The sequence below is a fragment of the Priestia sp. TRM10 genome (assembly GCF_057808375.1).
In genome coordinates this window covers 1,200,437-1,224,594 of the sequence record NZ_JBJZOT010000015.1, presented here as the reverse complement: position 1 = coordinate 1,224,594, position 24,158 = coordinate 1,200,437, and the positions used below count along the sequence as shown (strand labels likewise).

The following is a 24,158-nucleotide window of genomic DNA, read 5'->3' as shown; positions in this document are numbered from 1 at the left end:
TATTCTGTTTAATAATTAAAATGGCGGGTACATCAAAAATAAGTGAGAAACTACTATATTTTGATAGGAAAATACAAGGAGGAATTACAAATGGCAGACAAAAACAACAACCGAAATAACAACAACCGAAATAACAACAACAAAATGTCTTATGAAGAAGCAGGTCGTAAAGGCGGAGAAAAAACAGCCCAAAATCATGATAAAGAGTTTTTCCAAGAAATCGGTGAAAAAGGTGGACAAGCTACAAAGGAAAATCATGATAAAGAATTTTATCAAGAGATTGGTGAAAAAGGCGGAAAAGCCAATCGCGACAATAATAAAAATAACAACTAATCTTCAGGTCTTAAAAAGATCAGCTGTTATTAGAAAAGGTTAAAGTAATTCTATCACATTATGTCAAAAAAACAAAATATTCTGTCTATATATTTATACAATATTGAATTATTATATGACAATTAATAGGGAGGAATTACAAATGGCAGACAACAATAACAAAAACAACAATAATAGTAATAACAAAATGTCTTATGAAGAAGCAGGCCGCAAAGGCGGAGAAAAGACAGCCCAAAATCATGATAGAGAGTTCTACCAAGAAATTGGCGAAAAAGGCGGAAAAGCTACTTCACAAAATCATGATAAAGAATTCTATCAAGAGATTGGTGAAAAAGGCGGAAAAGCAAACCGTGAGAATAACAGTGGAAATACCAATCGTGACAACAACAATTCTCAAAATAGCTAATAAGTACGCAACATTATAGTGATATAAAAATAATGAATATTTCTAATCGATAGAGGAGGCGTTACAAATGGCAGACAATAACAAAAACAACAAAAACAATAATAGTAATAACAAAATGTCTTATGAAGAAGCAGGCCGCAAAGGCGGAGAAAAGACAGCCCAAAATCATGATAGAGAGTTCTACCAAGAAATTGGCGAAAAAGGTGGAAAAGCTACAGCTCAAAATCATGATAAAGAATTCTATCAAGAGATTGGTGAAAAAGGTGGAAAAGCAAACCGTGAGAATAACAGTGAAAAAGCCAATCGTGAGAATAACAACAGTTAATTTTCTTTGGTGAAGGTATAGAAAATCCTCCATATCAAAAATTGGTATGGAGGATTTTACTGTGCGTGAGATAAAGAGGAAATCCGATGTTGCCTATCCTAGCAAGAGTTTAATTTTTTTCAGTAAAATGATTTTCTCATAGTGATTTTGCTGGAATTTTTAGTTTTCCCTCTTTTTTTAAGTGGTAATAAATATACTACAATCATAAAAAAATAGGAGGGGAATAAATGCCTAGACCAAAGGTGAAACATACTGAAGAATACTTAGACATAAAGGCAGGGCGGTTTCGGATTTACTTTCATAAACGCTATAAACTTATCTCTACAGTAAATGATCTTTTAATTGGTTTATTTTTTGTAGTAGGGAGTGTACTTAATTTATTCACTGTCACATCTATATATGGAAAATCGCTCTATATTTGTGGAAGCGTTTTACTTGGTAGCCGACCTATATTAAGAATTATGCATGATACATCACTTAGAAATGAGATGAAGCAGAAAGAGTCTTATAATCCATATGATAAAAATAAGTAAAATCTTATACGGAAATGTGAACTCCGCATGTGTTAAGAAGAAATTAGAGAAGGTATACTCTCTCTAAGTTTCTGCTATTGCTTATGGAGAAGCGAAAATATTAAAAGTTCAATGCAAACCACTCTTCTTAATAAGAGTGGTTAGTCATTATTTTTAAGATATAATTCGATAAGATCTTATAAAACTATATAGCTGAGTTATATTAAACATTGAGTTATTTTTACCAGTTAGATACATAAAAAATAAAATTATGGTAAATATGAACTGGTTTTATCAATTAAAATAAAGGATTTATAAGATATTTTTAAAAATGGAGATTACTAATAGCACAGTAATGTAAACGGATACAATGATTAATCGGTAGAAAAGGTGTGAAAAAAATTCAAGAAAACATCTTGACGCTTCTTAAAATAGGGCGTAGTATATAGTTCAAATAAAGAATTCAGAAAGTTTTCAATTAGCTCAATAGTTGGCGAATTGAAAACTAACATATATAAAGCGACGAAGAGGATAAGTAATCTTAAGAGAGAATCTTTCACAGAGAGCCGGGGTAGCTGGAAGCCGGTAGATTTACTTAAGATGAACTCACCTCAGAGTGTTAGTCTGAAATAGTTAGAGTAAGGCTAACCGGGTGGTTGACACACAGACACTCGTTATTAAAACGAATGCTTGAAAAAAGCATTCATGAGGCAGCGCAAATTTGCTGTAAATAAGGGTGGTACCGCGTAAAGTAAAGTCTTTTCGCCCCTTAAGCCTTGCAGGGAAGGCTTATATTGGGGATGAAAAGGCTTTTTTATTTTATCTAAAACTTTAAAATTTAATTATTGTTTGGAAAGGATGGGGAAAAGTGGGAGCCGAAATGAGAATGCAAGAACCAGTAAGCTTAAAAGCAGAAATGACGGGTGCAGAGCTACTTATTGAAGCCTTAAAAAAAGAAAATGTGGAAGTTCTTTTTGGATATCCTGGTGGTGCAGTACTTCCTCTATACGACAAACTTTATGATTCTGGTCTCTTTCATGTTTTAGCAAAACATGAGCAAGGAGGAATTCATGCGGCAGAAGGATATGCAAGAGTATCTGGAAAACCTGGAGTTGTAATTGCTACATCAGGACCTGGGGCAACCAATATTGTGACAGGGCTTGCGGATGCGATGATCGATTCATTACCGCTCGTTGTTTTCACAGGGCAAGTTGCTTCAACCGTAATTGGATCGGATGCTTTCCAAGAAGCAGATGTGTTGGGAATTACAATGCCAATTACAAAGTACAGCTATCAAGTGCGAGATCCAAAAGACTTTCCAAGAATTGTGAAAGAAGCTTTTCATATCGCGACAACAGGTCGACCAGGGCCAGTGCTCATTGACATTCCAAAAGACATGAATACAGCTATAGCTCGAATGGAAGAAGATGAACCACTTAATTTACCTGGTTACCAACCGACATATGAACCAAATGCTTTTCAGGTAAGAAAGTTATTGGAAGCTATTGAATCAGCGAAAAAACCTGTTATTTTGGCAGGTGCAGGAGTTTTACATGCGAAAGCAAATCAAGAATTGTTAGAATTTGCAGAAAAATACGAATTACCTGTAATTCATACATTACTTGGTTTAGGAGGTTTCCCGTTTGATCATAAGTTAAGTCTCGGTTGGGCTGGAATGCATGGGAACTATACAGCAAACATGGCAATCTATGAAAGTGACTTACTTATTAGCATTGGAGCACGATTTGATGATCGAGTAACAGGAAACTTAAATCATTTTGCTCCAAATGCAACTGTAGCTCATATTGATATTGATCCAGCTGAAATTGGCAAAAATGTGCCAACAAAAATCCCAATTGTTGGTGATGCTAGAGCTGTTCTACAAGAACTGCTTGCACAGCAGGGGAAAAAAGGCGATTACACAGAATGGTTTGCCTGTTTGAGGGAACGACAAATTGAGAATCCACTTTGGTACGAAGAAAGTAAAGACGATCTAAAACCACAAAAAGTAATTGAAATGGTTCATGAAATAACAAATGGCGATGCTATTGTTACAACAGATGTTGGTCAGCATCAGATGTGGGCGGCACAGTTTTATCCATTTAAAAAGCCAAATCGTCTTGTAACTTCAGGTGGTCTTGGAACAATGGGCTTTGGATTACCAGCAGCAATTGGAGCACAGCTTGCAGAAAAAGATACAACGGTTGTTGCTTTTCTAGGTGATGGTGGTTTTCAAATGACGCTACAAGAACTTGGTGTAATTCGTGAATTAAACCTTCCTGTAAAAGTTATTATTTTAAACAACAAATCACTAGGAATGGTAAGACAATGGCAGGAAATCTTTTATGAAGAAAGATATTCACACTCGCTTATTCCGAATCAGCCAAACATTGTAAAACTTGCTGAAGCTTATGACATTAAAGGTTATGAAGCATCAACAGAAGAAGAAGTGAAAAAAGTATTGCAAGAAGCTTTTTCACACGATGAACCAGCTGTATTAAACATTCATATTGCTCCTGGCGAGAATGTTTACCCAATGGTAGCGCCTGGAAAAGGACTTCATGAAATGGTAGGTGTGAAACCATGAAAAGAATCATTACAACAACTGTATTAAACAGAGCTGGTGTACTAAATCGTATTACTGGGTTGTTTACAAAAAGAAATTTTAATATTGAAAGTATTTCTGTTGGTCATACTGAAACAAGTGACATTTCAAGGATGACATTTGTTGTTCATGTTGAAGATGATAAAGCAGCAGAACAAGTAACAAAGCAGCTGCACAAACAAATTGATGTACTAAAAGTACATGACATTACAAATCAAGCTGCTGTTGCAAGAGAGCTTGCTCTCATTAAAGTAACATCTCCAGTAGCAATGCGAAACGAGATGTACGCTTTAATTGAACCTTTCAGGGCCACAATTATTGATGTGAGCCGTGATAGTGTCATTATTCAAGCAACAGGAACATCTGAAAAAATCGAAGCGATTATTGATCTCTTAAAGCCATATGGCGTAAAAGAAGTAACAAGAACAGGGACAATCGCCTTAAAACGAGGAACGCAAAAAACTTCTTCGTCAGAAAAAGTTACATCAATCTTGTAATGTATAAATCTATTAATGATTAATATACAAAATATAAAAATTAGAGGAGAGATTTTAAATGACTAAAGTTTATTACAATGGAGACGCAAACGATCAATTATTACAAGGCAAAAAGGTAGCAATCATCGGTTATGGTTCACAAGGTCATGCACATGCACAAAACTTACGCGACAGCGGTATTGACGTAGTTATTGGTTTACGCCAAGGGAAATCATGGGACCAAGCAGTTGAAGATGGCTTTAACGTTTACTCTGTAAGAGAAGCAGCAGATCAAGCAGATTTAATCATGATTCTTCTTCCAGATGAACTTCAACCAAAAGTATATAATGAAGAAATTGCTCCAGTATTACGTGAAGGACAAAGCCTATTTTTTGCTCATGGATTTAATGTTCACTTCACTCAAATCGTGCCACCAAGCTATGTAGACGTAGCTCTTGCTGCACCAAAAGGACCTGGTCATCTTGTTCGTCGTACGTATACAGAAGGTGCTGGAGTTCCTGGCTTAATTGCAGTTTGGCAAGATGTAACAGGCCAAGCAAAAGACGTAGCTCTTGCATATGCAAAAGGAATTGGAGCTGCTCGTGCAGGTGTTCTTGAAACAACGTTCCAAGAAGAAACAGAAACAGATCTTTTCGGTGAGCAAGCTGTTCTTTGCGGAGGACTAACATCTCTTGTAAAAGCTGGGTTTGAAACATTAGTAGAAGCTGGGTACCAACCAGAAGTAGCATACTTCGAGTGTCTACATGAGTTAAAACTAATCGTTGACCTTATGTATGAAGGCGGATTAGAAGGTATGCGCTACTCAATCTCTGATACAGCACAATGGGGTGACTTTGTAACAGGACCACGTATTGTTGATGATCGTGTAAAAGGTGAAATGAAAAAAGTTCTTGAAGACATTCAATCTGGTAAATTTGCAAGAGAGTGGATCCTAGAAAATCAATCAAATCGTGCGGTATTTAACTCAACAAATCGTCGTGAAAACGAACATCTCATCGAGGAGGTTGGCGCAAAACTTCGTGATATGATGCCATTTGTTAAGCAATCACAAAAACGAAAAGAAGCGGTGATGACAAGTGAACAAAATTAAAATCTTTGATACAACACTTCGAGACGGAGAGCAGTCACCAGGAGTAAATTTAAACTTTCAAGAAAAAATGGAAATTGCTCGCCAGCTAGAGAAATATGGTGTTGATATTATTGAAGCTGGTTTTCCAGCTGCTTCGAAAGGTGACTTTCAATCTGTTCGCGAGATTGCTAATACAATTAAAGGTTGTTCTGTAACAGGGCTAGCTCGAGCTGTGAAAAGTGATATTGACACAGCTTGGGAAGCACTAAAGGGCAGTGAGGAGCCAAGGTTGCATGTTTTTATTGCAACCTCTCCTATCCATATGGCTTATAAGTTTAATAAGAAGCCAGAAGAAATTGTGGAAATTGCCGTTGAGATGGTGAAATATGCTTCGAGATTCTTCCCTGTTATTCAATGGTCAGCTGAAGATGCTTCTAGAAGTGAGCTTCCGTTTTTAGCTCATATTACAGAGGAAGTCATTAAAGCAGGAGCAAATGTTGTTAACCTTCCTGATACAGTTGGTTACACAACGCCAAAAGAATATGGAGCAATGTTTTCATATTTAAAAGAAAACGTACCAAACATCCATAAAGTAGATCTTTCAACACACTGTCATGATGACTTAGGAATGGCAGTTGCTAATTCATTAGCTGCGGTTGAGAATGGTGCTACACAAATTGAGGGAGCAATTAATGGGATTGGTGAAAGAGCTGGCAATGCAGCAATTGAAGAAGTAGCAGTTGCTCTTCATACACGTAAAGATTTCTATCAATCTTATACTAATATTACGCTTTCTGAGACGAAACGCACAAGTGATTTGGTAAGTAAGCTGACAGGGATGGCTATTCCTGCTAACAAAGCTGTTGTTGGTCGAAATGCTTTTGCACATGAATCTGGTATTCACCAAGATGGTTTCTTAAAAAATCGTTCAACGTACGAGATTATTTCTCCAGAGCTTGTTGGTGTACAGCAAAAAGAAGTAGTACTTGGCAAACATTCTGGGCGTCATGCATTTAGAACACATCTAATGGATCTTGGCTTTACGCTACAAGATAACCAGATTGATAGCTTGTTCGAAAAGTTCAAAGACTTAGCGGATAAGAAGAAAGATGTGACAGATGATGATTTGTTCTCTCTTGTACTACAAAAAACAGTGAACAGTGATGAACTTTATAAACTAGATTCATTACAAGTACAGTATGGAAACCACAACATCCCAACAGCTACGATTACGCTGACGAAGAATGATGGAGAATCTGTTCAGGAAGCTGCAACAGGAAGCGGAAGTGTTGAAGCTATCTATAATACTCTTAACCGATGTGTTGATAGTGAATTAAAACTGCTTGACTATCGTCTTCAATCTATTAATGGCGGACCTGATGCTCTTGCAGAAGTCTTCGTTAAAATTGAAGGAAATGGTGTTGAAGCAAGCGGACGCGGTCTTGCATATGACGTATTAGAATCATCTGCAAAAGCTTACTTAAATGCAATTAATCGCATGATTGCGATTCAAGAATATCGAAAAGAAACAAAGCAAGAAGTAATGTAGGAACAGGAAGGGAGGAACTGCCGTGAAAAAGACAATCGCTGTTTTGCAAGGAGACGGTGTTGGAAAAGAAGTAACAGCAGGAGCAGTAAATGTATTAAAGGTGATTGCTGATCGGTTTGATCATGAGTTTCACTTTGAATATGGTCTAATCGGAGGGGAAGCTATTGATCAACAAGGTGTTCCACTTCCAGATGAGACAATTACTCTTTGTAAAAACTCTGATGCCATTTTGCTAGGCGCAGTTGGGGGTGAAAAGTGGAACAGTATTCCACGCCACCTTCGTCCTGAACAAGGGTTGTTGAAAATTAGAAAAGAGCTTGATGTTTATGCAAATCTTCGTCCTGTGACAGTTCAAGGAGCTCTAGCAGATAGCTCACCATTGAAGCGTGAGTATGTAGAAGGCGTAGATTGCATGATTGTAAGAGAGCTAACAGGTGGCTTATACTTCGGCCGTCCAAGTGAAAGAGTTGAGCGAGATGGAGAAGAAGCAGTAGTTGATACGCTCTTTTATAAACGTAGCGAAATTGAGCGTATTTTACGCAGTGCTTTTGAAATGGCTCAAAAGAGAAATGGTCGTGTAACATCAGTGGATAAAGCAAACGTGCTTGAGTCAAGTCGTTTGTGGAGAGAAGTCGCAGAAGAGGTCGCAAAAGATTATGAAGACGTAAAGCTTGAACATATGCTTGTTGATGCAGCAGCAATGCAGCTTATTCGTAATCCAAAATATTTTGATGTTCTTGTAACAGAAAATCTATTTGGCGACATTTTGAGTGATGAAGCTTCAATGCTTGCTGGTTCGCTAGGGATGTTACCATCAGCCAGTCTTTCGAGTGATGGAGCTTCAATTTATGAACCTGTCCATGGTTCAGCTCCTGATATCGCAGGGCAAAATAAAGCAAATCCGATTGCGGCTATTTTATCTGCAGCAATGCTTCTTCGTCATTCATTTGATCTTCATCAAGAAGCAGACAAAATTGAAGATGCTGTTGAGAGCGTGTTAGCACAAGGCTATCGAACACCTGATATTGCAGATGGTGAGGAAAGTGTCTCAACGGACAAAATGGTCGATGTCATTATCGAGGCAATTCAAGCCCCAGTAGCAAATTAAAAGAAATAATCTTTTATAAAACGTTTCCTACCATTATAGTAGGAAACGTTTTTCAAAAAGATGTTAAGGAGATGAAAATTATGAAACCACAAACGATTATTGATAAAGTTTGGAATAACCATGTTGTACATCAAGAGGGAAACAATCCAGCTCTTCTTTATATCGATCTACATTTAATCCACGAAGTTACTTCCCCGCAAGCTTTTGAGGGATTAAGATTAACAGGACGCAAGGTGCGTCGCCCTGAGCGAACATTTGCCACAATGGATCATAATGTCCCAACTGTCAATCGTTTCAACATTACAGATGAAATTGCGAAAAAGCAAATTGATACACTAGCTTCTAACTGTAAAGAGTTCGGTATTCGCCTTGCAGATTTGAAAAGTAAAGACCAAGGAATTGTCCATGTCATTGGTCCAGAGCTTGGCTTAACACAGCCAGGTAAAACGATTGTATGTGGAGATAGTCATACATCAACACATGGAGCATTTGGAGCTCTTGCCTTTGGTATTGGAACAAGCGAAGTTGAGCACGTTTTAGCAACCCAATCTTTATGGCAAAAGAAACCTAAAACACTTAACGTCCATGTAAAAGGACCAAAACCAGCAGCTGTATCTGCAAAAGATATTATTTTAGCTATTATTCAAAAATACGGCGTTCGCTTTGGGACAGGTTACATTATTGAATTCACTGGTGAAGCAATTAAGGAGCTTTCAATGGAAGAGCGTATGACAATCTGCAATATGTCCATTGAAGCTGGAGCAAAAGCAGGTTTAATTAGTCCTGATGAAACAACAGTTGAATATCTTCGTGGGCGTCCATATTGTCCAGAAGGGGAAGAATTTGAAAAGGTAGCTAAAGAGTGGCTTTCATTAGCTTCTGATGAAGGAGCAGTATATGATGACACAATTGAGCTTGATGCACCAAGCCTTGAACCTGTTGTAACATGGGGCACAAACCCAGCAATGAGCTCGTTTGTAACAGGCAACGTACCGAAGCTTGAAGAGGTTGCAAATGAAAATGAACGTGAAAATTTAAGAAGAGCTCTTGAATATATGGGGTTAACACCAGGTATGCCAATTACAGATATTCCGGTTCAGCACGTTTTCATCGGCTCCTGTACGAACTCTCGCTTGTCAGATCTAAGACAGGCTGCAAACCTTATTAAAGGAAAGAAAGTATCTGATCAGGTTAAGGCAATCGTTGTCCCTGGTTCGCAAAAAGTAAAGGAAGCAGCAGAACAAGAAGGATTAGACCAGGTTTTTAAAGAGGCAGGTTTTGAATGGAGAGAGTCAGGCTGCAGCATGTGCTTAGGCATGAATCCAGACCTTGTTCCAGAAGGAGAGCATTGTGCTTCAACATCAAATCGTAACTTTGAAGGTCGTCAAGGTAAGAATGCAAGAACACACTTAGTCAGCCCTGAAATGGCAGCTGCCGCAGCTCTTCATGGTCGTTTTGTTGACGTGAGAAATCTAAGAGAAGAAGCATTAGTATAAGGAGGAGAAAACGATGAACCCATTTACAACACATGAAGGAAAAGTAGCTGGTCTTAATCGAGCAAACGTTGATACAGATCAAATTATTCCTAAACAATTTTTAAAACGTATTGAACGCAGTGGTTTTGGACAGTTTGCTTTCTTTGACTGGCGTTACAACCGAGACGGTTCTTTAAATCCAGACTTTGAGCTTAACCAGCCACAAAATGAAGGAACAAGCATTTTAGTTTCTCATGAAAATTTTGGCTGCGGATCTTCCCGAGAGCACGCACCATGGGCCCTTCTTGATTATGGATACAAAGTAGTCGTAGCCCCGTCTTTTGCTGATATCTTTTATCAAAACTGTTTGAAAAACGGTATTGTACCAATTCCACTTACAGTAGAAGAAACAGAGTATTTACTCGAGGAATCTAAAAATGCGGACTATACATGCACAGTTGATTTAGAACAGCAAACAATCTACGATAATAAAGGGTTTAAAGCAGCGTTTGACATTGACTCTCACTGGAAGAAGATGTTGATTAACGGTTGGGATGAGATTGACCATACACTTTTACTTGAAGAGAAAATTTTAGCTTTTGAAGAACGTCGTTAAACAGCTTTCATTTGTTCTTTTTATTGTTCCTTGCTACACTGTTACATAAAGTAACGCTTTCTACTGTAAAATAAACAAAAAGTAGAATTAGCTTAAATGAAGTGATAAGCAACTGCTTATCACTTCTATGTAACGGAATAAATTTTATAAAGCGAGGAATGGATATATCCATGAAATCACCTGATGAAGACAAAATGATTTTGTTTCCTAATTTGACAGAGCGATTAATTGAAAAAGCCACTTCTTTAATGAAGGAAGAAGATTTTCAAGCTGCGCTATCGCTTTTCTTGCAAGGATTAGAACTTGAAGAAGAGAATGAGCAAATGCAATATGGTGCAGTCGTATGCTTTTTTGAAATGGGGAACTTAACGGAAGCTAAGTCATATTGTAAGAAGCTTCTTCATGGAGCTACGGACAATTATTATGAAGTTTTACAAATTTATTTAACAATTCTTGTTCAACAAAGTGATTATGCAGAAGCTTTTTCTTTTGTTGAAGCTCTTTTACAAGAACAGGATGTTCCTACCCCATATGCCCAACACTTCAAACATTTAATGTCGTTTTGTGAGGCTCAAATGAACGGCGCAGAGACAACGACAAATACTGCACAATCTGAAGTTTTCCCAAACCTTTCATTATATAAGGAAGAAAAACAACTTTTGCTTCTTCAAGAGATCAAAGGAATGAACCTTGCCTACTTTGAAAAAGAGCTTAATGAAGCTTTAATACACAGCAGCGTTCATCCATATGTGAAAAGTGCTTTGTTAAATGAAATTGTGAATCAAAAGGTTCAAGGAAAGTGGAAGGTACAAAAGTTTTCACATCAAAATACATATGATACACAAGATTTAGAGAACTTGCTCCGTCACCCTTTTATTGGGGAAGTAGAAAAAAGACTTGAAGACGAACTTTTTCACCATAATCCGACATTGTATCAAATGGTTACAGATGTCTGGAAACGATATCTTTTTGTGGTTTTTCCGTTTATTCCGACAGAAAAAGAAGATCTCTGGGCATGTGGCCTTCATTTGCTTCTTCTAGAGATTGGAAACGTTGAGACCGCAAAAGAAGAAGTAATGGAGCTTTATAATGTAAATGAACTAGACTTGAAAAAGATTATGAATCATTTGAAAGAAGTGGAAACCTACACAACGGTAGAATAATGTTGAAACCATAATATCCTATGGTATAATATAGTGGTCGTAAAGTGTACATCTATTTAACGTATAGATTTAAACTTTTGAAAGTTCCTACCATACACTCTGTAGGATATTCGCTAGACAGTGAGGAATAGACAGCCTACTGTCTACTTTAATGAAATGAAAATAAGCTTTGGAGGGAAACATACATGTCTGCAAAATGGGAAAAACAAGAAGGAAATCAAGGAGTTTTAACTGTTGAAGTTGAAGCTGACCAATTCAATGCTGCACTTGATAAAGCATTCCAAAAAGTTGTGAAACAGGTAAACATTCCTGGATTCCGTAAAGGAAAAGTACCTCGTAGTCTTTTCGAACAACGCTTTGGTGTTGAATCTCTTTATCAAGATGCTTTAGATATCATTTTACCAGAAGCATACGGAAGCGCGATCGAAGAAGCAGGAATTGAGCCTGTAGACCGTCCAGAAATCGATGTTGACCAAATTGGTAAAGGTCAAGCCCTAATCTTTAAAGCAAACGTAACTGTAAAACCAGAAGTGAAACTTGGAGACTACAAAGGTCTTGAAGTAGAAAAAGTGGATACAGAAGTTACTGATGAAGATGTAGATGCTGAAATCAAAACTCTTCAAGAACGTCAAGCTGAGCTTGTAGTGAAAGAAGAAGGAAAAGTTGAAGAAGGCGATACAGCTGTTATCGATTTCGAAGGTTTCGTTAATGACGAAGCATTTGAAGGTGGAAAAGGTGAAAACTATTCACTTGAAATCGGTTCTGGTTCATTCATCCCTGGCTTTGAAGAGCAATTAGTTGGTCTTGAAGCTGGAGCAGAAAAAGACGTTAAAGTAACGTTCCCAGAAGAGTACCATGCTGAAGATTTAGCTGGTAAAGAAGCAACTTTCAAAGTGAAAGTTCACGAAATCAAAGCAAAAGAACTTCCAGAGCTTGATGATGAGTTCGCTAAAGACGTTGATGAAGAAGTTGAATCACTTCAACAACTTAAAGACAAAACAAAAGAAAATCTTGCTGAGCAAAAGAAAAACGAAGCAGAAGCAACTGTTCGTGATACACTAGTAGAAAAAGCTGCAGACAATGCAGAAGTTGACATTCCAGAAGCAATGTTCGAAACAGAACTTGGTCGCATGATGCAAGAATTCGAACAACGTCTTCAAATGCAAGGTTTAAACCTTGACCTTTACTACCAATTCTCTGGTCAAGATGAACAAGCTCTTCGTGAGCAAATGAAAGCTGATGCTGAAAAACGCGTAAAAATGAACTTAACATTAGAAGCAATCGCAAAAGCTGAAAACCTTGAAGTATCAGACGAAGAAGTAGAAAAAGAAATCAATACAATGGCTGAAAGCTACAACATGCCTGCTGAAAACATCAAAAACATGCTTGGTGGATCAACTGAAGGTTTAAAACAAGATCTTCAAATCCGCAAAGCGATCGATTTCCTTGTAGAAAACAGCAAAACTGTTGCATAATAAAAAGTAAGTAAAAGCAAGGCACGATTTTCTCGTGCCTTGCTTTATAAAAATAAAGACCCTTTTAAAGAACTTTTAGCAATAAGAAGGAATCCATATGCATATCATAACGTTAACAAATTTATCAACATGCTACATATCAGAGGTCTGATTAGGAAAGTCTAATAATTACTTACATAACGAGTGTTTTTGTATTCAAACTGCAGAGTTTTATGGTAAAATGCAGTAAAAACTCTCACTAGCAGCAAAAGTTGTCTTTTAGTCAGCTAAGAAATGGGTTTATCCTTCTGTTTTGTTCTTTTAGGCTTCTTAAAACTTATTTCTCGCATTTTACTCACACGTGTGTTACAGTGCGTACATAGCGCAGAAGGCTCGGAAGCTGGAAGGTGTGTTTATTAAACAATATAAGGGGTGACACGATGTTTAAGTTTAACGAAGAAAAGGGACAACTAAAATGCTCTTTCTGTGGTAAAACACAAGACCAAGTTCGTAAGCTTGTTGCAGGTCCTGGAGTTTACATTTGTGACGAATGTATTGAACTTTGTACTGAAATCGTGGAAGAAGAGCTAGGCACGGAAGAAGAAGTAGAGTTCAAAGATGTTCCAAAACCGAAAGAGATTTGCGATATTTTAGACGAATATGTAATCGGCCAAGATGCTGCGAAGCGCTCTTTATCTGTAGCCGTTTACAATCACTATAAACGAGTAAATTCAAATAGCAAGATTGATGACATTGAACTTGCTAAAAGTAATATTGCAATGATTGGACCAACAGGAAGTGGTAAAACACTTCTAGCACAAACGCTTGCTCGTATTTTAAATGTTCCATTTGCAATTGCTGACGCAACATCATTAACAGAAGCTGGATATGTAGGGGAAGATGTAGAAAACATCTTACTAAAACTTATCCAAGCAGCTGACTATGACGTTGAGCGTGCTGAAAAAGGAATCATCTATATTGATGAGATTGATAAAGTAGCTCGTAAATCAGAAAATCCGTCAATTACGCGTGACGTATCTGGTGAAGGTGTACAACAAGCTCTTCTTAAAATTTTAGAAGGCACAGTTGCGAGCGTTCCACCACAAGGTGGCCGTAAGCATCCACACCAAGAGTTCATTCAAATTGATACAACAAATATTCTTTTCATCTGTGGTGGTGCATTTGACGGAATTGAACCAATTATTAAGCGTCGTTTAGGCAAGAAAGTTATTGGATTCGGTTCTGAAGCGAAAAAACCTGAAGCAGAACAAAAAGATCTTCTAACAAGCGTATTGCCAGAAGATTTACTGAAATTTGGATTAATTCCAGAATTCATCGGTCGTCTTCCGGTTATTGCAAGTCTTGAACAACTTGATGAAGGCGCACTCGTTGAAATTTTAACAAAGCCGAAAAATGCTCTTGTGAAGCAGTATCAAAAAATGCTTGAACTTGATCATGTTAATCTTGAGTTCGAAGATGAAGCATTGAAAGAAATTGCTCGCAAAGCAATTGAACGTAAAACAGGTGCTCGTGGACTTCGTTCAATTATTGAAGGCTTAATGCTTGATGTAATGTTTGACCTTCCTTCACGTGAAGACATTGATAAATGTGTCATTACAGGTGAAGCTGTTCGTGAAGAAGGTGAGCCAAAACTTGTTTTAAAGGATGGTTCAACAGTTCAAAAAGGTAGCAAAACATCAGCTTAATAAAGAGAAGAAAGCTTTTTAGCTTACTTTTTTGTTATAAAACGAAGAAGAGGAATTCCAACTCATTTGGAATTCCTCTTCTTTTTTTCAATTTAAACGGTTTATTCCAACTTTGACAAGGAGATACTAGCATGTAAACTTACAAAACATGCAGGAGGTCACTTTATGAGTTGGACAAATATCATTATCCTTGTACAGCTGTTTTTTGGCATTATTATTGGGCTGTACTTTTGGAGCTTATTGCGCAATCAACGTACACAAAAAGTGTCCATTGATCGGGAATCCAAAAAAGAAATGGAACAGTTAAGGAGACTTCGCTCTATTTCTTTAACAGAACCGCTAGCAGAACGAGTAAGACCTGCTACTTTTAAAGACATTGTTGGTCAAGAAGACGGCATTCGTTCACTAAAAGCTGCCCTATGCGGTCCAAATCCACAGCATGTTATTATATATGGCCCTCCTGGAGTGGGGAAAACGGCTGCGGCTCGCCTCGTATTAGAAGAAGCAAAAAAGAATACAAAGTCACCATTTAAGCAAGATGCTGTTTTCGTTGAACTTGATGCTACAACAGCACGCTTTGACGAGCGTGGAATTGCAGATCCTCTTATTGGTTCTGTTCATGACCCCATTTATCAGGGAGCAGGGGCGATGGGCCAAGCAGGGATTCCTCAACCAAAACAAGGAGCTGTTACTCACGCTCACGGAGGCATGTTGTTCATTGATGAGATTGGGGAACTTCATTCAATTCAAATGAATAAAATGCTAAAAGTTCTGGAAGATCGAAAAGTATTTTTAGAAAGTGCATATTATAGTGAAGAAAATAATCAAATTCCAACACATATTCATGATATCTTTCAAAATGGATTACCGGCTGACTTTCGTCTAGTTGGAGCCACAACTAGAACACCTGATGAAATTCCTCCGGCAATACGTTCTCGCTGTTTAGAAATTTTCTTTAGAGAGCTTGAAAAAAGTGAAGTTGAAACGGTAGCCAAAAAGGCTGCAGATAAAGTTGGGATGCCAATTAGTAAATATTCCTTATCGCTATTAGCTACATATGCAAGAAACGGGCGTGAAGCTGTTAATATGATTCAAATTGCAGCAGGAGTGGCTATTTCTGCTGATAAGAAAGAAATTGAAGATAGCGATATGGAATGGGTTATTCATTCAAGTCAAATGTCCCCACGCCTTGATCCAAAGATAGGGCAAAAAGAGCAAGTTGGAATTGTGAATGGACTTGCAGTGTACGGTCCAAATTCTGGTGCTTTGTTAGACATTGAAGTGACGGCACTAAAAAGCAAAGATAAAGGAAAAATCAATATTACAGGAATTGTGGAAGAAGAAAGCATTGGAGGAAGTGGAAAATCGATTCGTCGCAAAAGTATGGCGAGAAGTTCCATTGAAAATGTTATTACGGTTCTCCGTACAATGGGGATGGAAGAAAGTGAATACGATATTCACGTAAACTTTCCAGGAGGAATTCCTATTGATGGGCCTTCAGCTGGCATCGCGATGGCTACGGGAATCTATTCGGCCATTTACAATGTCCCTGTTAAGCATACGATAGCAATGACAGGAGAAATTGGTCTTCACGGGAAAGTAAAGCCAATTGGTGGCGTTGTCGCAAAAGTGAAAGCTGCAATGCAGGCAGGAGTGGAAACAGTCATTATTCCAAAGGAAAACATGAACTCACTTTTAGAAGAAATAAAGGGGATTGAAATTATCCCAGTTACACACATTAAAGAAGTTCTAGCTCTAACATTAGTTAAAACGGCTCATCCTCTTTTGAATCGCGAAGAAGATGTGTCACTTCCAAAACGTGAATCAATGTAAAAAAAGAGGCTTTGTCCCTAAAAGGATAAAGCCTCTTTTTCTGAAAATAAGAGGAGATGTTTTACATGTTCTCCATAAGAAAGGCTCACAATAAGGAAGAGACAATGTTTTAGATTAGACAATGTTTTTTAAATAAGATAGAATTGTTGAAAGACTATACGTATTGAATTTTCGGTTAATTTTATGGAGAAAAAATATTTTTTATTACATTAATGTAGTAAATAGTGGAATAAAGTGAAGGCTTTCTTCCTATAATACAAGACTCCCCTTTAACCGAATAGCTTAGATGGAGGTGTAGAAAAGTGGCAATCAAACAAACAACAACAGTTCCGCTTCTGCCACTAAGAGGCTTGCTTGTATATCCAACAATGGTTCTTCATTTAGATGTTGGTCGAGATAAATCTGTGCAAGCTTTAGAAACAGCAATGATAGAAGATCACCTCATTTTTCTTGTTTCACAAAAGGAAATGGGTATTGATGAACCAACCGAAGAAGATTTTTATCATACAGGAACACTAGCGAAAATTAAGCAAATGTTAAAACTCCCAAATGGAACGATGCGCGTTCTCGTAGAAGGATTAAACAGAGCGAAAATTGTATCTTTTAAGCAAGAGGAAAAGATGTTTTCTGTAGATATTGAGCAGTACACCGAGGAGCATGAAAAAACTTCAGAAGATGAAGCTTTAATGAGAACGTTGCTACAGTATTTTGAGCAATACATAAAATTGTCTAAAAAAGTATCTCAGGAAACACTTGCAACAGTAACAGATATTGATGAGCCTGGACGTCTTGCTGATATTATAACGTCACATCTTCCTGTTAAAGTTGAGCAAAAACAGGAAATTCTAGAAATGCTTGACGTTAAAGAACGGTTAGAAAAAGTTATTGAATATATTAATAACGAACAAGAAGTTTTACAGCTTGAGAAGAAAATTAGTCAGCGTGTTAAAAAATCAATGGAGCGTACTCAAAAGGAATATTATCTTCGAGAACAAATGAAGGCAATTCAAAAGGAACTTGGAGATAAGGACGGCAAGACGGCTGAAGTGTCTTCATTGCTTGAGAAAATTGAAAAAGCCGGTATGACAGATCATATTAAAGAGGTTGCTTTAAAAGAGCTTGATCGATATGAAAAAGTACCTGCAAGTTCTGCTGAAAGCTCTGTAATTAGAAACTATATTGAATGGCTCATTTCGCTACCTTGGACAAAAGAAACAGAAGATATTTTAAATATTAAACGAGCAGAAAAAATATTAGATGACGAGCATTATGGACTTGAAAAAGTGAAAGAACGCGTGCTGGAATACTTGGCTGTTCAGCAGCTGACAAAATCATTAAGAGGTCCAATTCTCTGCTTATCAGGACCGCCTGGAGTTGGGAAAACATCGCTTGCTAGATCAATCGCTACTTCTCTTAACCGTCAGTTTGTTAGAGCCTCTCTTGGCGGTGTACGCGATGAGTCAGAAATTAGGGGACATCGACGCACATATGTTGGAGCAATGCCTGGTCGTATTATTCAAGGGATGAAGAAGGCAGGAACAATCAACCCGGTTTTCTTGCTCGATGAAATTGACAAAATGTCGAATGACTTCCGTGGCGACCCCTCATCAGCTCTTTTAGAAGTACTAGATCCGGAGCAAAATAATACGTTCAGTGACCACTATATTGAGGAAACTTATGATTTATCTAATGTCCTTTTCATTGCTACAGCAAATAATTTAGCAACAATTCCAGGTCCGCTTCGTGATCGGATGGAAATTATTGATATTGCTGGTTATACAGAGCTAGAAAAGTTAGAAATCGCAAAGCGTCATCTCTTCCCAAAACAACTAAAAGAGCACGGATTAGGAAAAACCCAGCTTAATATAAAAGACGAAGCTTTTCTAAAAATTATTCGCATGTATACGAGAGAAGCGGGAGTTCGTAGCCTTGAGCGAACATTAGCCTCTATTTGCCGAAAAGCAGCAAAACAAATTGTTGGAGAAGAGAGAAAAAGAATTACGGTTACGCCAAAAACGCTTGAGGATTTCTTAGGAAAACCACGTTTCCGCTATGGGCAAATTGAAGAAGAAGATCAAGTTGGCGTTGCAACAGGTCTTGCTTATACAACGGTTGGTGGAGATACACTTTCTATTGAAGTAAGTGCTGCTCCTGGTAAAGGAAAATTAATTTTAACAGGGAAACTTGGCGATGTAATGAAAGAATCGGCACAAGCTGCTTTTAGCTATATTCGCTCACGGGCAGATGAGCTAGGAGTTGACCCTTCATTTCATGAAAAGTTAGATATTCATGTTCACGTTCCAGAAGGAGCAGTTCCAAAGGATGGCCCTTCAGCAGGTATTACGATGGCTACTGCTCTTATTTCAGCTTTAACAGACAATCCTGTTAGAAAAGAAGTAGGAATGACAGGTGAGATTACACTTCGAGGACGCGTGCTTCCAATCGGAGGGTTAAAGGAAAAGACGCTTAGTGCTCATAGAGCCGGTTTGACAAAAGTATTGATTCCACGTGATAATGAGAAGGACATTGAGGAAATTCCAGAAAGCGTGCGGGAGCACCTTGAAATTGTTCCAGTTTCTCATTTGGATGAGGTGCTAAAGCACGCATTAGTAGGAGAGAGTTTATGAAAGTAAAAAACGCAGAGATTGTGATAAGTGCTGTAAAACCAGCACAGTACCCCGTTGGCCATCTTCCTGAGATTGCACTTGCAGGGCGTTCAAATGTGGGGAAATCATCTTTTATCAATAAAATGCTGAATCGTAAAAATTTAGCGCGTACATCTTCAAAGCCAGGTAAAACCCAAACGTTAAATTTCTATAATATTGATGACATTCTACATTTTGTAGATGTTCCAGGTTATGGATATGCTCGCGTTTCAAAAACAGAGCGCGCAGCATGGGGCAAAATGATTGAAACGTATCTAACAAACCGAGAACAGCTTAAAGCTGTTGTACTTATCGTAGATGTACGTCATAAGCCAACTCAAGATGATATTATGATGTATGATTTTCTAAAGCATTTCGGACTTTCCGTTATTATCATTGCTACAAAAGCTGATAAGATACCAAAAGGGAAGTGGCAAAAGCATTTAAAAATCGTAAAAGACACGCTGGAGCTTGAAGAGGGCGATGAAATGATTTTATTCTCGTCGGAAACGGCTCAAGGAAAAGACACGGCGTGGAATGCTATTAAAAGCTTTCTATAAAAACGTCTGCTTTTACGAGAAAACAAGCATATTATGTGATGGAATTTTATATTATACAAGAGACCCTTTAGAAAATTAAAGGGTCTCTTGTATAATTTTTTTCTTTTGTAAAACAATAAAGAAAAAGGAAAAATAAAGCTATGCGAAGAAGATAGTAACGGAGCTTCTCATAAATGCTAGCGCTTTCTATTAATAATCAAAAAAGTTGAGAATTTAAGAAAGTGTGCTAAACTAATTACATAATAAGAAATATTACTTTATAATCATTTTAAATAATGTTCACATTTTGTATGAAAAGAGCTAAAGGAAACATGTTATAATAAGTAAAGGATAATACGAGCATTACGTTAAGGGGGTACAGAAAAGAATGCACATTATTGCGATCGGCTTAAATTATCGAACAGCCCCTGTTGAAATTCGCGAAAAGGTAAGTTTTAACGATAGTGAACTGTCTGAAGCGATGCGTGTTCTTAAAGAGCAAAAGAGCGTTTTAGAAAACGTAATTGTGTCAACATGCAATCGGACAGAAATCTATGCAGTTGTTGATCAATTGCATACAGGGCGTTATTATGTAAAAGCTTTTTTAGCTGAATGGTTTAATATAAGTAAAGAGGAACTTTCTCCATATTTAACAATATACGAGCATGATGCTGCGATTGAGCATTTATATCGTGTTGTTAGCGGGTTAGATTCAATGGTTTTAGGTGAAACTCAAATTCTTGGTCAAGTTCGTTCAAGCTTTTTAACAGCGCAAGGCCAAGGAGCAACAGGAACGGTATTTAATCAGCTTTTTAAAGAAGCTGTGACACTTGCAAAACGAGCACATCACTACACGGATATCGGTGCAAATGCTGTGTCTGTTAGCTATGCAGCTGTTGAACTTGGGAAAAAGATATTTGGTAATCTGTCACAAAAGCACGTCCTTATTTTAGGTGCTGGTAAAATGGGCGAGCTTGCTGCTAAAAATTTATCTGGCAGTGGGGTTGGCAATGTGACGGTTATTAATCGTACAAAGGAAAAAGCAGAAGCCTTAGCACAGCGTTTTGAAGGAAATGCAAGAAGTTTTGAAGACCTTGCAGGTGCCTTGCTTGAAGCGGATATCGTCATTAGTTCAACATCAGCAACAGAATATGTTATTACAAAAGAGACGATGAAAGAAGTAGAAAAGTTGCGCAAAGGTCGCCCGATTTTTATGGTAGATATTGCGGTTCCACGTGATTTAGATCCGTCTCTTAGCGAACTAGAAACAGTTTTCTTATATGATATTGATGATTTAGAGGGTATTGTGGAAGCAAACCTGCAAGAACGTCAGAAGGCAGCTGAGACAATTGAAATTATGATTGAAGCAGCTGTTGTAGAATTTAAAACATGGATTGGAACGCTTGGTGTGGTTCCTGTCATTTCAGCACTTCGTCAAAAAGCGCTCAATATCCAAAGTGAAACAATGAAAAGCATTGAGCGAAAGCTTCCAAATTTGACAGAACGTGAGCGGAAAGTATTAAATAAACATACAAAAAGCATTATTAATCAGCTGCTGAAAGATCCAATTTTAAGTGCGAAAGAGCTTGCCGGTCAGAAAGGTGCAGAAGAGTCACTTCAGTTATTTATGAAGATTTTTGATATTGAACATATGGTACAAGATGAACGTACTATTGAAAAGAAGGTAGAAAAAGCGCCCCTTGCTCATGAAATTGTACATCCGTCATAAGAAAGGATTGTTAAATGGTAGAAATCAATTTAACAAGAATTTATGAGCTTGTTGTCGTACTTTATGCTATAAGTGTGCTATTATATTTTATCGATTTTTTACTTAACAACCGGAAGGCGAATCGAACAGCCTTCTGGTTGCTTGCTATTGTCTGGGTATTACAAACGTTTTTTCTCCTGTTCAGAATGATAGAAACAGGAAGATTTCCCATCTTAACGATATTTGAAGGGATCTATTTTTATGCATGGGTACTTATTACACTCTCTCTTCTTATCAATCGCTTTTTGAGAGTGGATTTTCTTGTGTTCTTCACAAATGTAATTGGTTTTTTTGTGATGGCGTTACATACTTTTGTACCTATGCAAGACTATTCTACTGTTCAAGGAGAACGCCTAGTTTCAGAGTTATTAATTTTTCATATTACAATGGCAATTTTGTCGTATGGGGCATTCTCGATTTCTTTTGTTTTTTCATCACTTTATGTTCTGCAATATCATCTCTTGAAAAAGAAAAAGTGGGGGAAACGGCTGATAAGGCTTGGAGATTTATCAAGACTTGATTATCTCTCTTATCTTTTAAATGTTGTTGCTCTTCCGCTCTTGCTCCTCTCCCTTCTTTTGGGCGTTATGTGGGCTTATATGAAACTTGATCACTTTCATTGGTATGACGTAAAAGTACTTGGTTCTTTTCTTGTACTTATTGTCTATAGCGTCTATCTTTATGTAAGAATAAGTAGGGGACAGCAAGGAAAATCAATGGCCTTTTGGAATATGGCTTCATTTTTAATTTTACTAATAAACTTCTTTTTATTTGGAAGTTTATCTAACTTTCATTTTTGGAACTCGTAGTAGGAGGATTTTATGCGGAAAATTGTTGTTGGCTCAAGAAAAAGTAAATTAGCATTAACACAAACAAAATGGGTGATTGAACAGCTGAAAAAGCTTGGTGGAAACTATGACTTTGAAATTAAAGAGATTGTAACACGAGGCGACCAAATTTTAGATGTAACATTATCTAAAGTAGGGGGAAAAGGTCTTTTTGTGAAAGAAATTGAGCAATCAATGTTAAATAAAGAAATTGATTTCGCTGTTCATAGCATGAAGGACATGCCAGCTGTTCTTCCAGATGGACTTACAATTGGCTGCATTCCGGTTCGTGAAGACCATCGTGATGCATTCATTTCAAAAACTGGCGAAGGGCTAGCAAATATTAAAGAAAAAGCTATTATCGGCACAAGTAGCTTAAGACGCGGAGCGCAAATTTTGTCCTATCGTCCAGACCTTGAAATTAAATGGATTCGCGGAAATATTGATACAAGGTTAGGAAAGCTAGAAAGTGAAGACTATGATGCAATTGTGCTTGCTGCAGCAGGATTAAAGCGTATGGGCTGGTCTGATGATGTTGTAAGTGAATATATGGATGAAGAAGTTTGTGTTCCTGCAATTGGTCAAGGTGCTTTAGCGATTGAATGTCGAGAAGATGATCAAGAACTAATGGATCTTCTTCACAAGTTAGATGATTATAAAACAAGTGTAACCGTTACAGCAGAGCGTGCTTTTCTTCATAAGATGGAAGGTGGCTGTCAAGTTCCGATTGCAGGTTATGCTACACTTGAAGGCGAAGAAGTTGTATTAACAGCTCTTGTTGCTTCACCAGACGGGAAACAAATGTATAAAGAGCGTGTTGTCGGTAATAATCCAACAGAGGTAGGACATGAAGCTGCTCGCATTTTATCAAGTCAAGGTGCAAAAAAGTTAATTGATAAAGTCAAAGAGGAGCTTGGTGAGTCGTGATGGACTCAGCTCCTCTTTTTGGTAAACGCATTTTAATTACGCGCCCAAAAGAGCAGAGTGCTCCATTTGTTCGGTTAATTGAACAATATGGGGGAACACCGCTTGTAGTGCCTCTTTTAAAAATTCGCCATGTAAAAAATAAAGAAAAAGTAAAAGAAACGCTGAGACATGTACATGAATATCAATGGCTTGTTTTTACAAGCCAAAATGGAGTCTCCATTTTTTTTGATTTGTTAAAAGATCCATCTGTTAACAAAAAAATAAAAACTACAGCAAAGATAGCGGTAGTTGGAGACAAGACAGAAAAGGTACTAAAAGAACATGGATATTCTTCCATTTTAAAACCTTCTGTGTTTACAGGAGAAGCTCTTTTAGAAGAACTTTTAAAAGTTGTGCCAAAGGAAGAGAAAATTCTCTTTGTTCGTGGAAATCTAGCAAAAGACACTATCCCTAAAGGACTAAAAGAGCAAGGATTAGAAGTAGAGACCATAACAGTATATGAAACAGTGGCTGACAAGGACAAGCAGAAAGAGCTTGATTTTCTTGTGAAAGAGGAGCAAATGGATGCTATTACTTTTATGAGCCCATCAGCTGTTAACGCGTTTTGTGAATTGGTTCCATACGCACAAAAGGAAAACGGTCGGAACCTGCCGCTTGTGTGTGTTGGAGATGTAACAGGAAAAAGAGCAGAAGCATGCGGTTTTTCTGAGCGCCATATTGCGCACAGGGCTTCTGTAGATGGTATGATGAAAGTATTAATACATTATTTTTCAAAAAAAGGGAGTGACTAGACGTGGAACA

Annotated in this window: 18 protein-coding genes, 3 pseudogenes and 1 other annotated feature; all 21 genes and pseudogenes read left to right on the top strand. The window is 37.6% G+C overall.

Annotation, left to right across the window (positions count from 1 at the left end):
• Positions 1–90: 90 nt before the first annotated feature.
• Positions 91–318, top strand: a pseudogene (locus ACK3CR_RS23070) (KGG domain-containing protein); the annotation flags it as partial.
• Positions 319–475: 157 nt separating this feature from the next.
• Positions 476–694: pseudogene (locus tag ACK3CR_RS23065) on the top strand (KGG domain-containing protein); the annotation flags it as partial.
• Positions 695–806: 112 nt separating this feature from the next.
• Positions 807–1,049 (top strand): annotated as a pseudogene (locus ACK3CR_RS23060) (KGG domain-containing protein); the annotation flags it as partial.
• Between the two features lie 242 nt (positions 1,050–1,291).
• Positions 1,292–1,597 carry a YrhK family protein gene (locus ACK3CR_RS23055; protein WP_243517355.1) on the top strand — a complete coding sequence of 102 codons (306 nt, stop codon included), beginning with the start codon at positions 1,292–1,294 and terminating at the stop codon, positions 1,595–1,597.
• A gap of 492 nt (positions 1,598–2,089) precedes the next feature.
• Positions 2,090–2,349: a binding site (T-box leader), on the top strand.
• A 95-nt stretch (positions 2,350–2,444) separates the two neighbouring features.
• Positions 2,445–4,163, top strand: a complete 1,719-nt coding sequence (ilvB, locus tag ACK3CR_RS23050) for an acetolactate synthase large subunit (protein ID WP_243517357.1) — start codon at positions 2,445–2,447, stop codon at positions 4,161–4,163.
• Positions 4,160–4,678, top strand: a complete 519-nt coding sequence (gene ilvN, locus ACK3CR_RS23045) for an acetolactate synthase small subunit (protein WP_019391293.1) — start codon at positions 4,160–4,162, stop codon at positions 4,676–4,678. The genes ilvB and ilvN overlap by 4 nt, the downstream gene beginning before the upstream one ends.
• A gap of 58 nt (positions 4,679–4,736) precedes the next feature.
• A complete protein-coding gene (gene ilvC, locus ACK3CR_RS23040; protein ID WP_243517358.1) occupies positions 4,737–5,768 on the top strand; it encodes a ketol-acid reductoisomerase in 1,032 nt (343 codons plus the stop codon).
• Positions 5,755–7,296, top strand: coding sequence for a 2-isopropylmalate synthase (locus tag ACK3CR_RS23035; protein ID WP_243517359.1), 1,542 nt, complete (start codon positions 5,755–5,757; stop codon positions 7,294–7,296). Before ilvC ends, ACK3CR_RS23035 begins: the two co-directional genes overlap by 14 nt.
• A 22-nt stretch (positions 7,297–7,318) precedes the next feature.
• A complete protein-coding gene (gene leuB, locus ACK3CR_RS23030) occupies positions 7,319–8,404 on the top strand; it encodes a 3-isopropylmalate dehydrogenase (protein ID WP_488976140.1) in 1,086 nt (361 codons plus the stop codon).
• 80 nt (positions 8,405–8,484) lie between these two features.
• Positions 8,485–9,900 carry a 3-isopropylmalate dehydratase large subunit gene (leuC, locus tag ACK3CR_RS23025; RefSeq protein WP_328122477.1) on the top strand — a complete coding sequence of 472 codons (1,416 nt, stop codon included), beginning with the start codon at positions 8,485–8,487 and terminating at the stop codon, positions 9,898–9,900.
• 13 nt (positions 9,901–9,913) lie between these two features.
• Positions 9,914–10,495, top strand: a complete 582-nt coding sequence (gene leuD, locus ACK3CR_RS23020; RefSeq protein ID WP_019391298.1) for a 3-isopropylmalate dehydratase small subunit — start codon at positions 9,914–9,916, stop codon at positions 10,493–10,495.
• A 170-nt stretch (positions 10,496–10,665) separates the two neighbouring features.
• Entirely contained in the window at positions 10,666–11,658 is a 993-nt protein-coding gene (locus ACK3CR_RS23015) for a tetratricopeptide repeat protein (RefSeq protein ID WP_243517364.1), read from the top strand.
• Positions 11,659–11,843: 185 nt separating this feature from the next.
• Positions 11,844–13,133 (top strand): trigger factor, encoded by a 1,290-nt coding sequence (gene tig, locus ACK3CR_RS23010; protein WP_243517366.1) that lies wholly within the window; start codon positions 11,844–11,846, stop codon positions 13,131–13,133.
• A gap of 419 nt (positions 13,134–13,552) precedes the next feature.
• Entirely contained in the window at positions 13,553–14,818 is a 1,266-nt protein-coding gene (gene clpX / locus ACK3CR_RS23005; protein WP_019391301.1) for an ATP-dependent protease ATP-binding subunit ClpX, read from the top strand.
• Between the two features lie 165 nt (positions 14,819–14,983).
• Positions 14,984–16,651: an ATP-dependent protease LonB gene (gene lonB / locus ACK3CR_RS23000; protein ID WP_243517367.1), complete on the top strand. Its 1,668-nt coding sequence runs from the start codon at positions 14,984–14,986 to the stop codon at positions 16,649–16,651.
• 368 nt (positions 16,652–17,019) lie between these two features.
• On the top strand, positions 17,020–19,278 hold the full coding sequence (lon, locus tag ACK3CR_RS22995; RefSeq protein ID WP_243520702.1) for an endopeptidase La: 2,259 nt from the start codon (positions 17,020–17,022) through the stop codon (positions 19,276–19,278).
• Positions 19,275–19,856, top strand: coding sequence for a ribosome biogenesis GTP-binding protein YihA/YsxC (gene yihA / locus ACK3CR_RS22990; RefSeq protein WP_243517370.1), 582 nt, complete (start codon positions 19,275–19,277; stop codon positions 19,854–19,856). Before lon ends, yihA begins: the two co-directional genes overlap by 4 nt.
• Before the next feature lie 367 nt (positions 19,857–20,223).
• Positions 20,224–21,564: a glutamyl-tRNA reductase gene (gene hemA, locus ACK3CR_RS22985; RefSeq protein WP_040056869.1), complete on the top strand. Its 1,341-nt coding sequence runs from the start codon at positions 20,224–20,226 to the stop codon at positions 21,562–21,564.
• A gap of 14 nt (positions 21,565–21,578) precedes the next feature.
• Positions 21,579–22,412: a cytochrome C assembly family protein gene (locus ACK3CR_RS22980; RefSeq protein ID WP_040056868.1), complete on the top strand. Its 834-nt coding sequence runs from the start codon at positions 21,579–21,581 to the stop codon at positions 22,410–22,412.
• A 12-nt stretch (positions 22,413–22,424) separates the two neighbouring features.
• Positions 22,425–23,357, top strand: coding sequence for a hydroxymethylbilane synthase (gene hemC / locus ACK3CR_RS22975; RefSeq protein ID WP_111921979.1), 933 nt, complete (start codon positions 22,425–22,427; stop codon positions 23,355–23,357).
• Complete coding sequence (locus tag ACK3CR_RS22970; protein WP_243520705.1) at positions 23,357–24,148, top strand: uroporphyrinogen-III synthase; 792 nt, start codon at positions 23,357–23,359, stop codon at positions 24,146–24,148. Before hemC ends, ACK3CR_RS22970 begins: the two co-directional genes overlap by 1 nt.
• Positions 24,149–24,158: the final 10 nt, after the last annotated feature.

What these genes read in the sequence shown, in the direction of transcription:
- clpX (WP_019391301.1), top strand. Translation starts at nt 13,553, where the DNA reads ATGTTTAAGTTTAACGAAGAAAAGGGACAACTAAAATGCTCTTTCTGT.
- ilvN (WP_019391293.1), top strand. Translation starts at nt 4,160, where the DNA reads ATGAAAAGAATCATTACAACAACTGTATTAAACAGAGCTGGTGTACTA.
- hemC (WP_111921979.1), top strand. Translation starts at nt 22,425, where the DNA reads ATGCGGAAAATTGTTGTTGGCTCAAGAAAAAGTAAATTAGCATTAACA.
- lon (WP_243520702.1), top strand. Translation starts at nt 17,020, where the DNA reads ATGGTTCTTCATTTAGATGTTGGTCGAGATAAATCTGTGCAAGCTTTA.
- ACK3CR_RS23055 (WP_243517355.1), top strand. Translation starts at nt 1,292, where the DNA reads ATGCCTAGACCAAAGGTGAAACATACTGAAGAATACTTAGACATAAAG.
- ACK3CR_RS22970 (WP_243520705.1), top strand. Translation starts at nt 23,357, where the DNA reads ATGGACTCAGCTCCTCTTTTTGGTAAACGCATTTTAATTACGCGCCCA.
- ACK3CR_RS23015 (WP_243517364.1), top strand. Translation starts at nt 10,666, where the DNA reads ATGAAATCACCTGATGAAGACAAAATGATTTTGTTTCCTAATTTGACA.
- lonB (WP_243517367.1), top strand. Translation starts at nt 14,984, where the DNA reads ATGAGTTGGACAAATATCATTATCCTTGTACAGCTGTTTTTTGGCATT.
- ilvC (WP_243517358.1), top strand. Translation starts at nt 4,737, where the DNA reads ATGACTAAAGTTTATTACAATGGAGACGCAAACGATCAATTATTACAA.
- tig (WP_243517366.1), top strand. Translation starts at nt 11,844, where the DNA reads ATGTCTGCAAAATGGGAAAAACAAGAAGGAAATCAAGGAGTTTTAACT.
- leuC (WP_328122477.1), top strand. Translation starts at nt 8,485, where the DNA reads ATGAAACCACAAACGATTATTGATAAAGTTTGGAATAACCATGTTGTA.
- leuD (WP_019391298.1), top strand. Translation starts at nt 9,914, where the DNA reads ATGAACCCATTTACAACACATGAAGGAAAAGTAGCTGGTCTTAATCGA.
- yihA (WP_243517370.1), top strand. Translation starts at nt 19,275, where the DNA reads ATGAAAGTAAAAAACGCAGAGATTGTGATAAGTGCTGTAAAACCAGCA.
- ACK3CR_RS22980 (WP_040056868.1), top strand. Translation starts at nt 21,579, where the DNA reads ATGGTAGAAATCAATTTAACAAGAATTTATGAGCTTGTTGTCGTACTT.
- hemA (WP_040056869.1), top strand. Translation starts at nt 20,224, where the DNA reads ATGCACATTATTGCGATCGGCTTAAATTATCGAACAGCCCCTGTTGAA.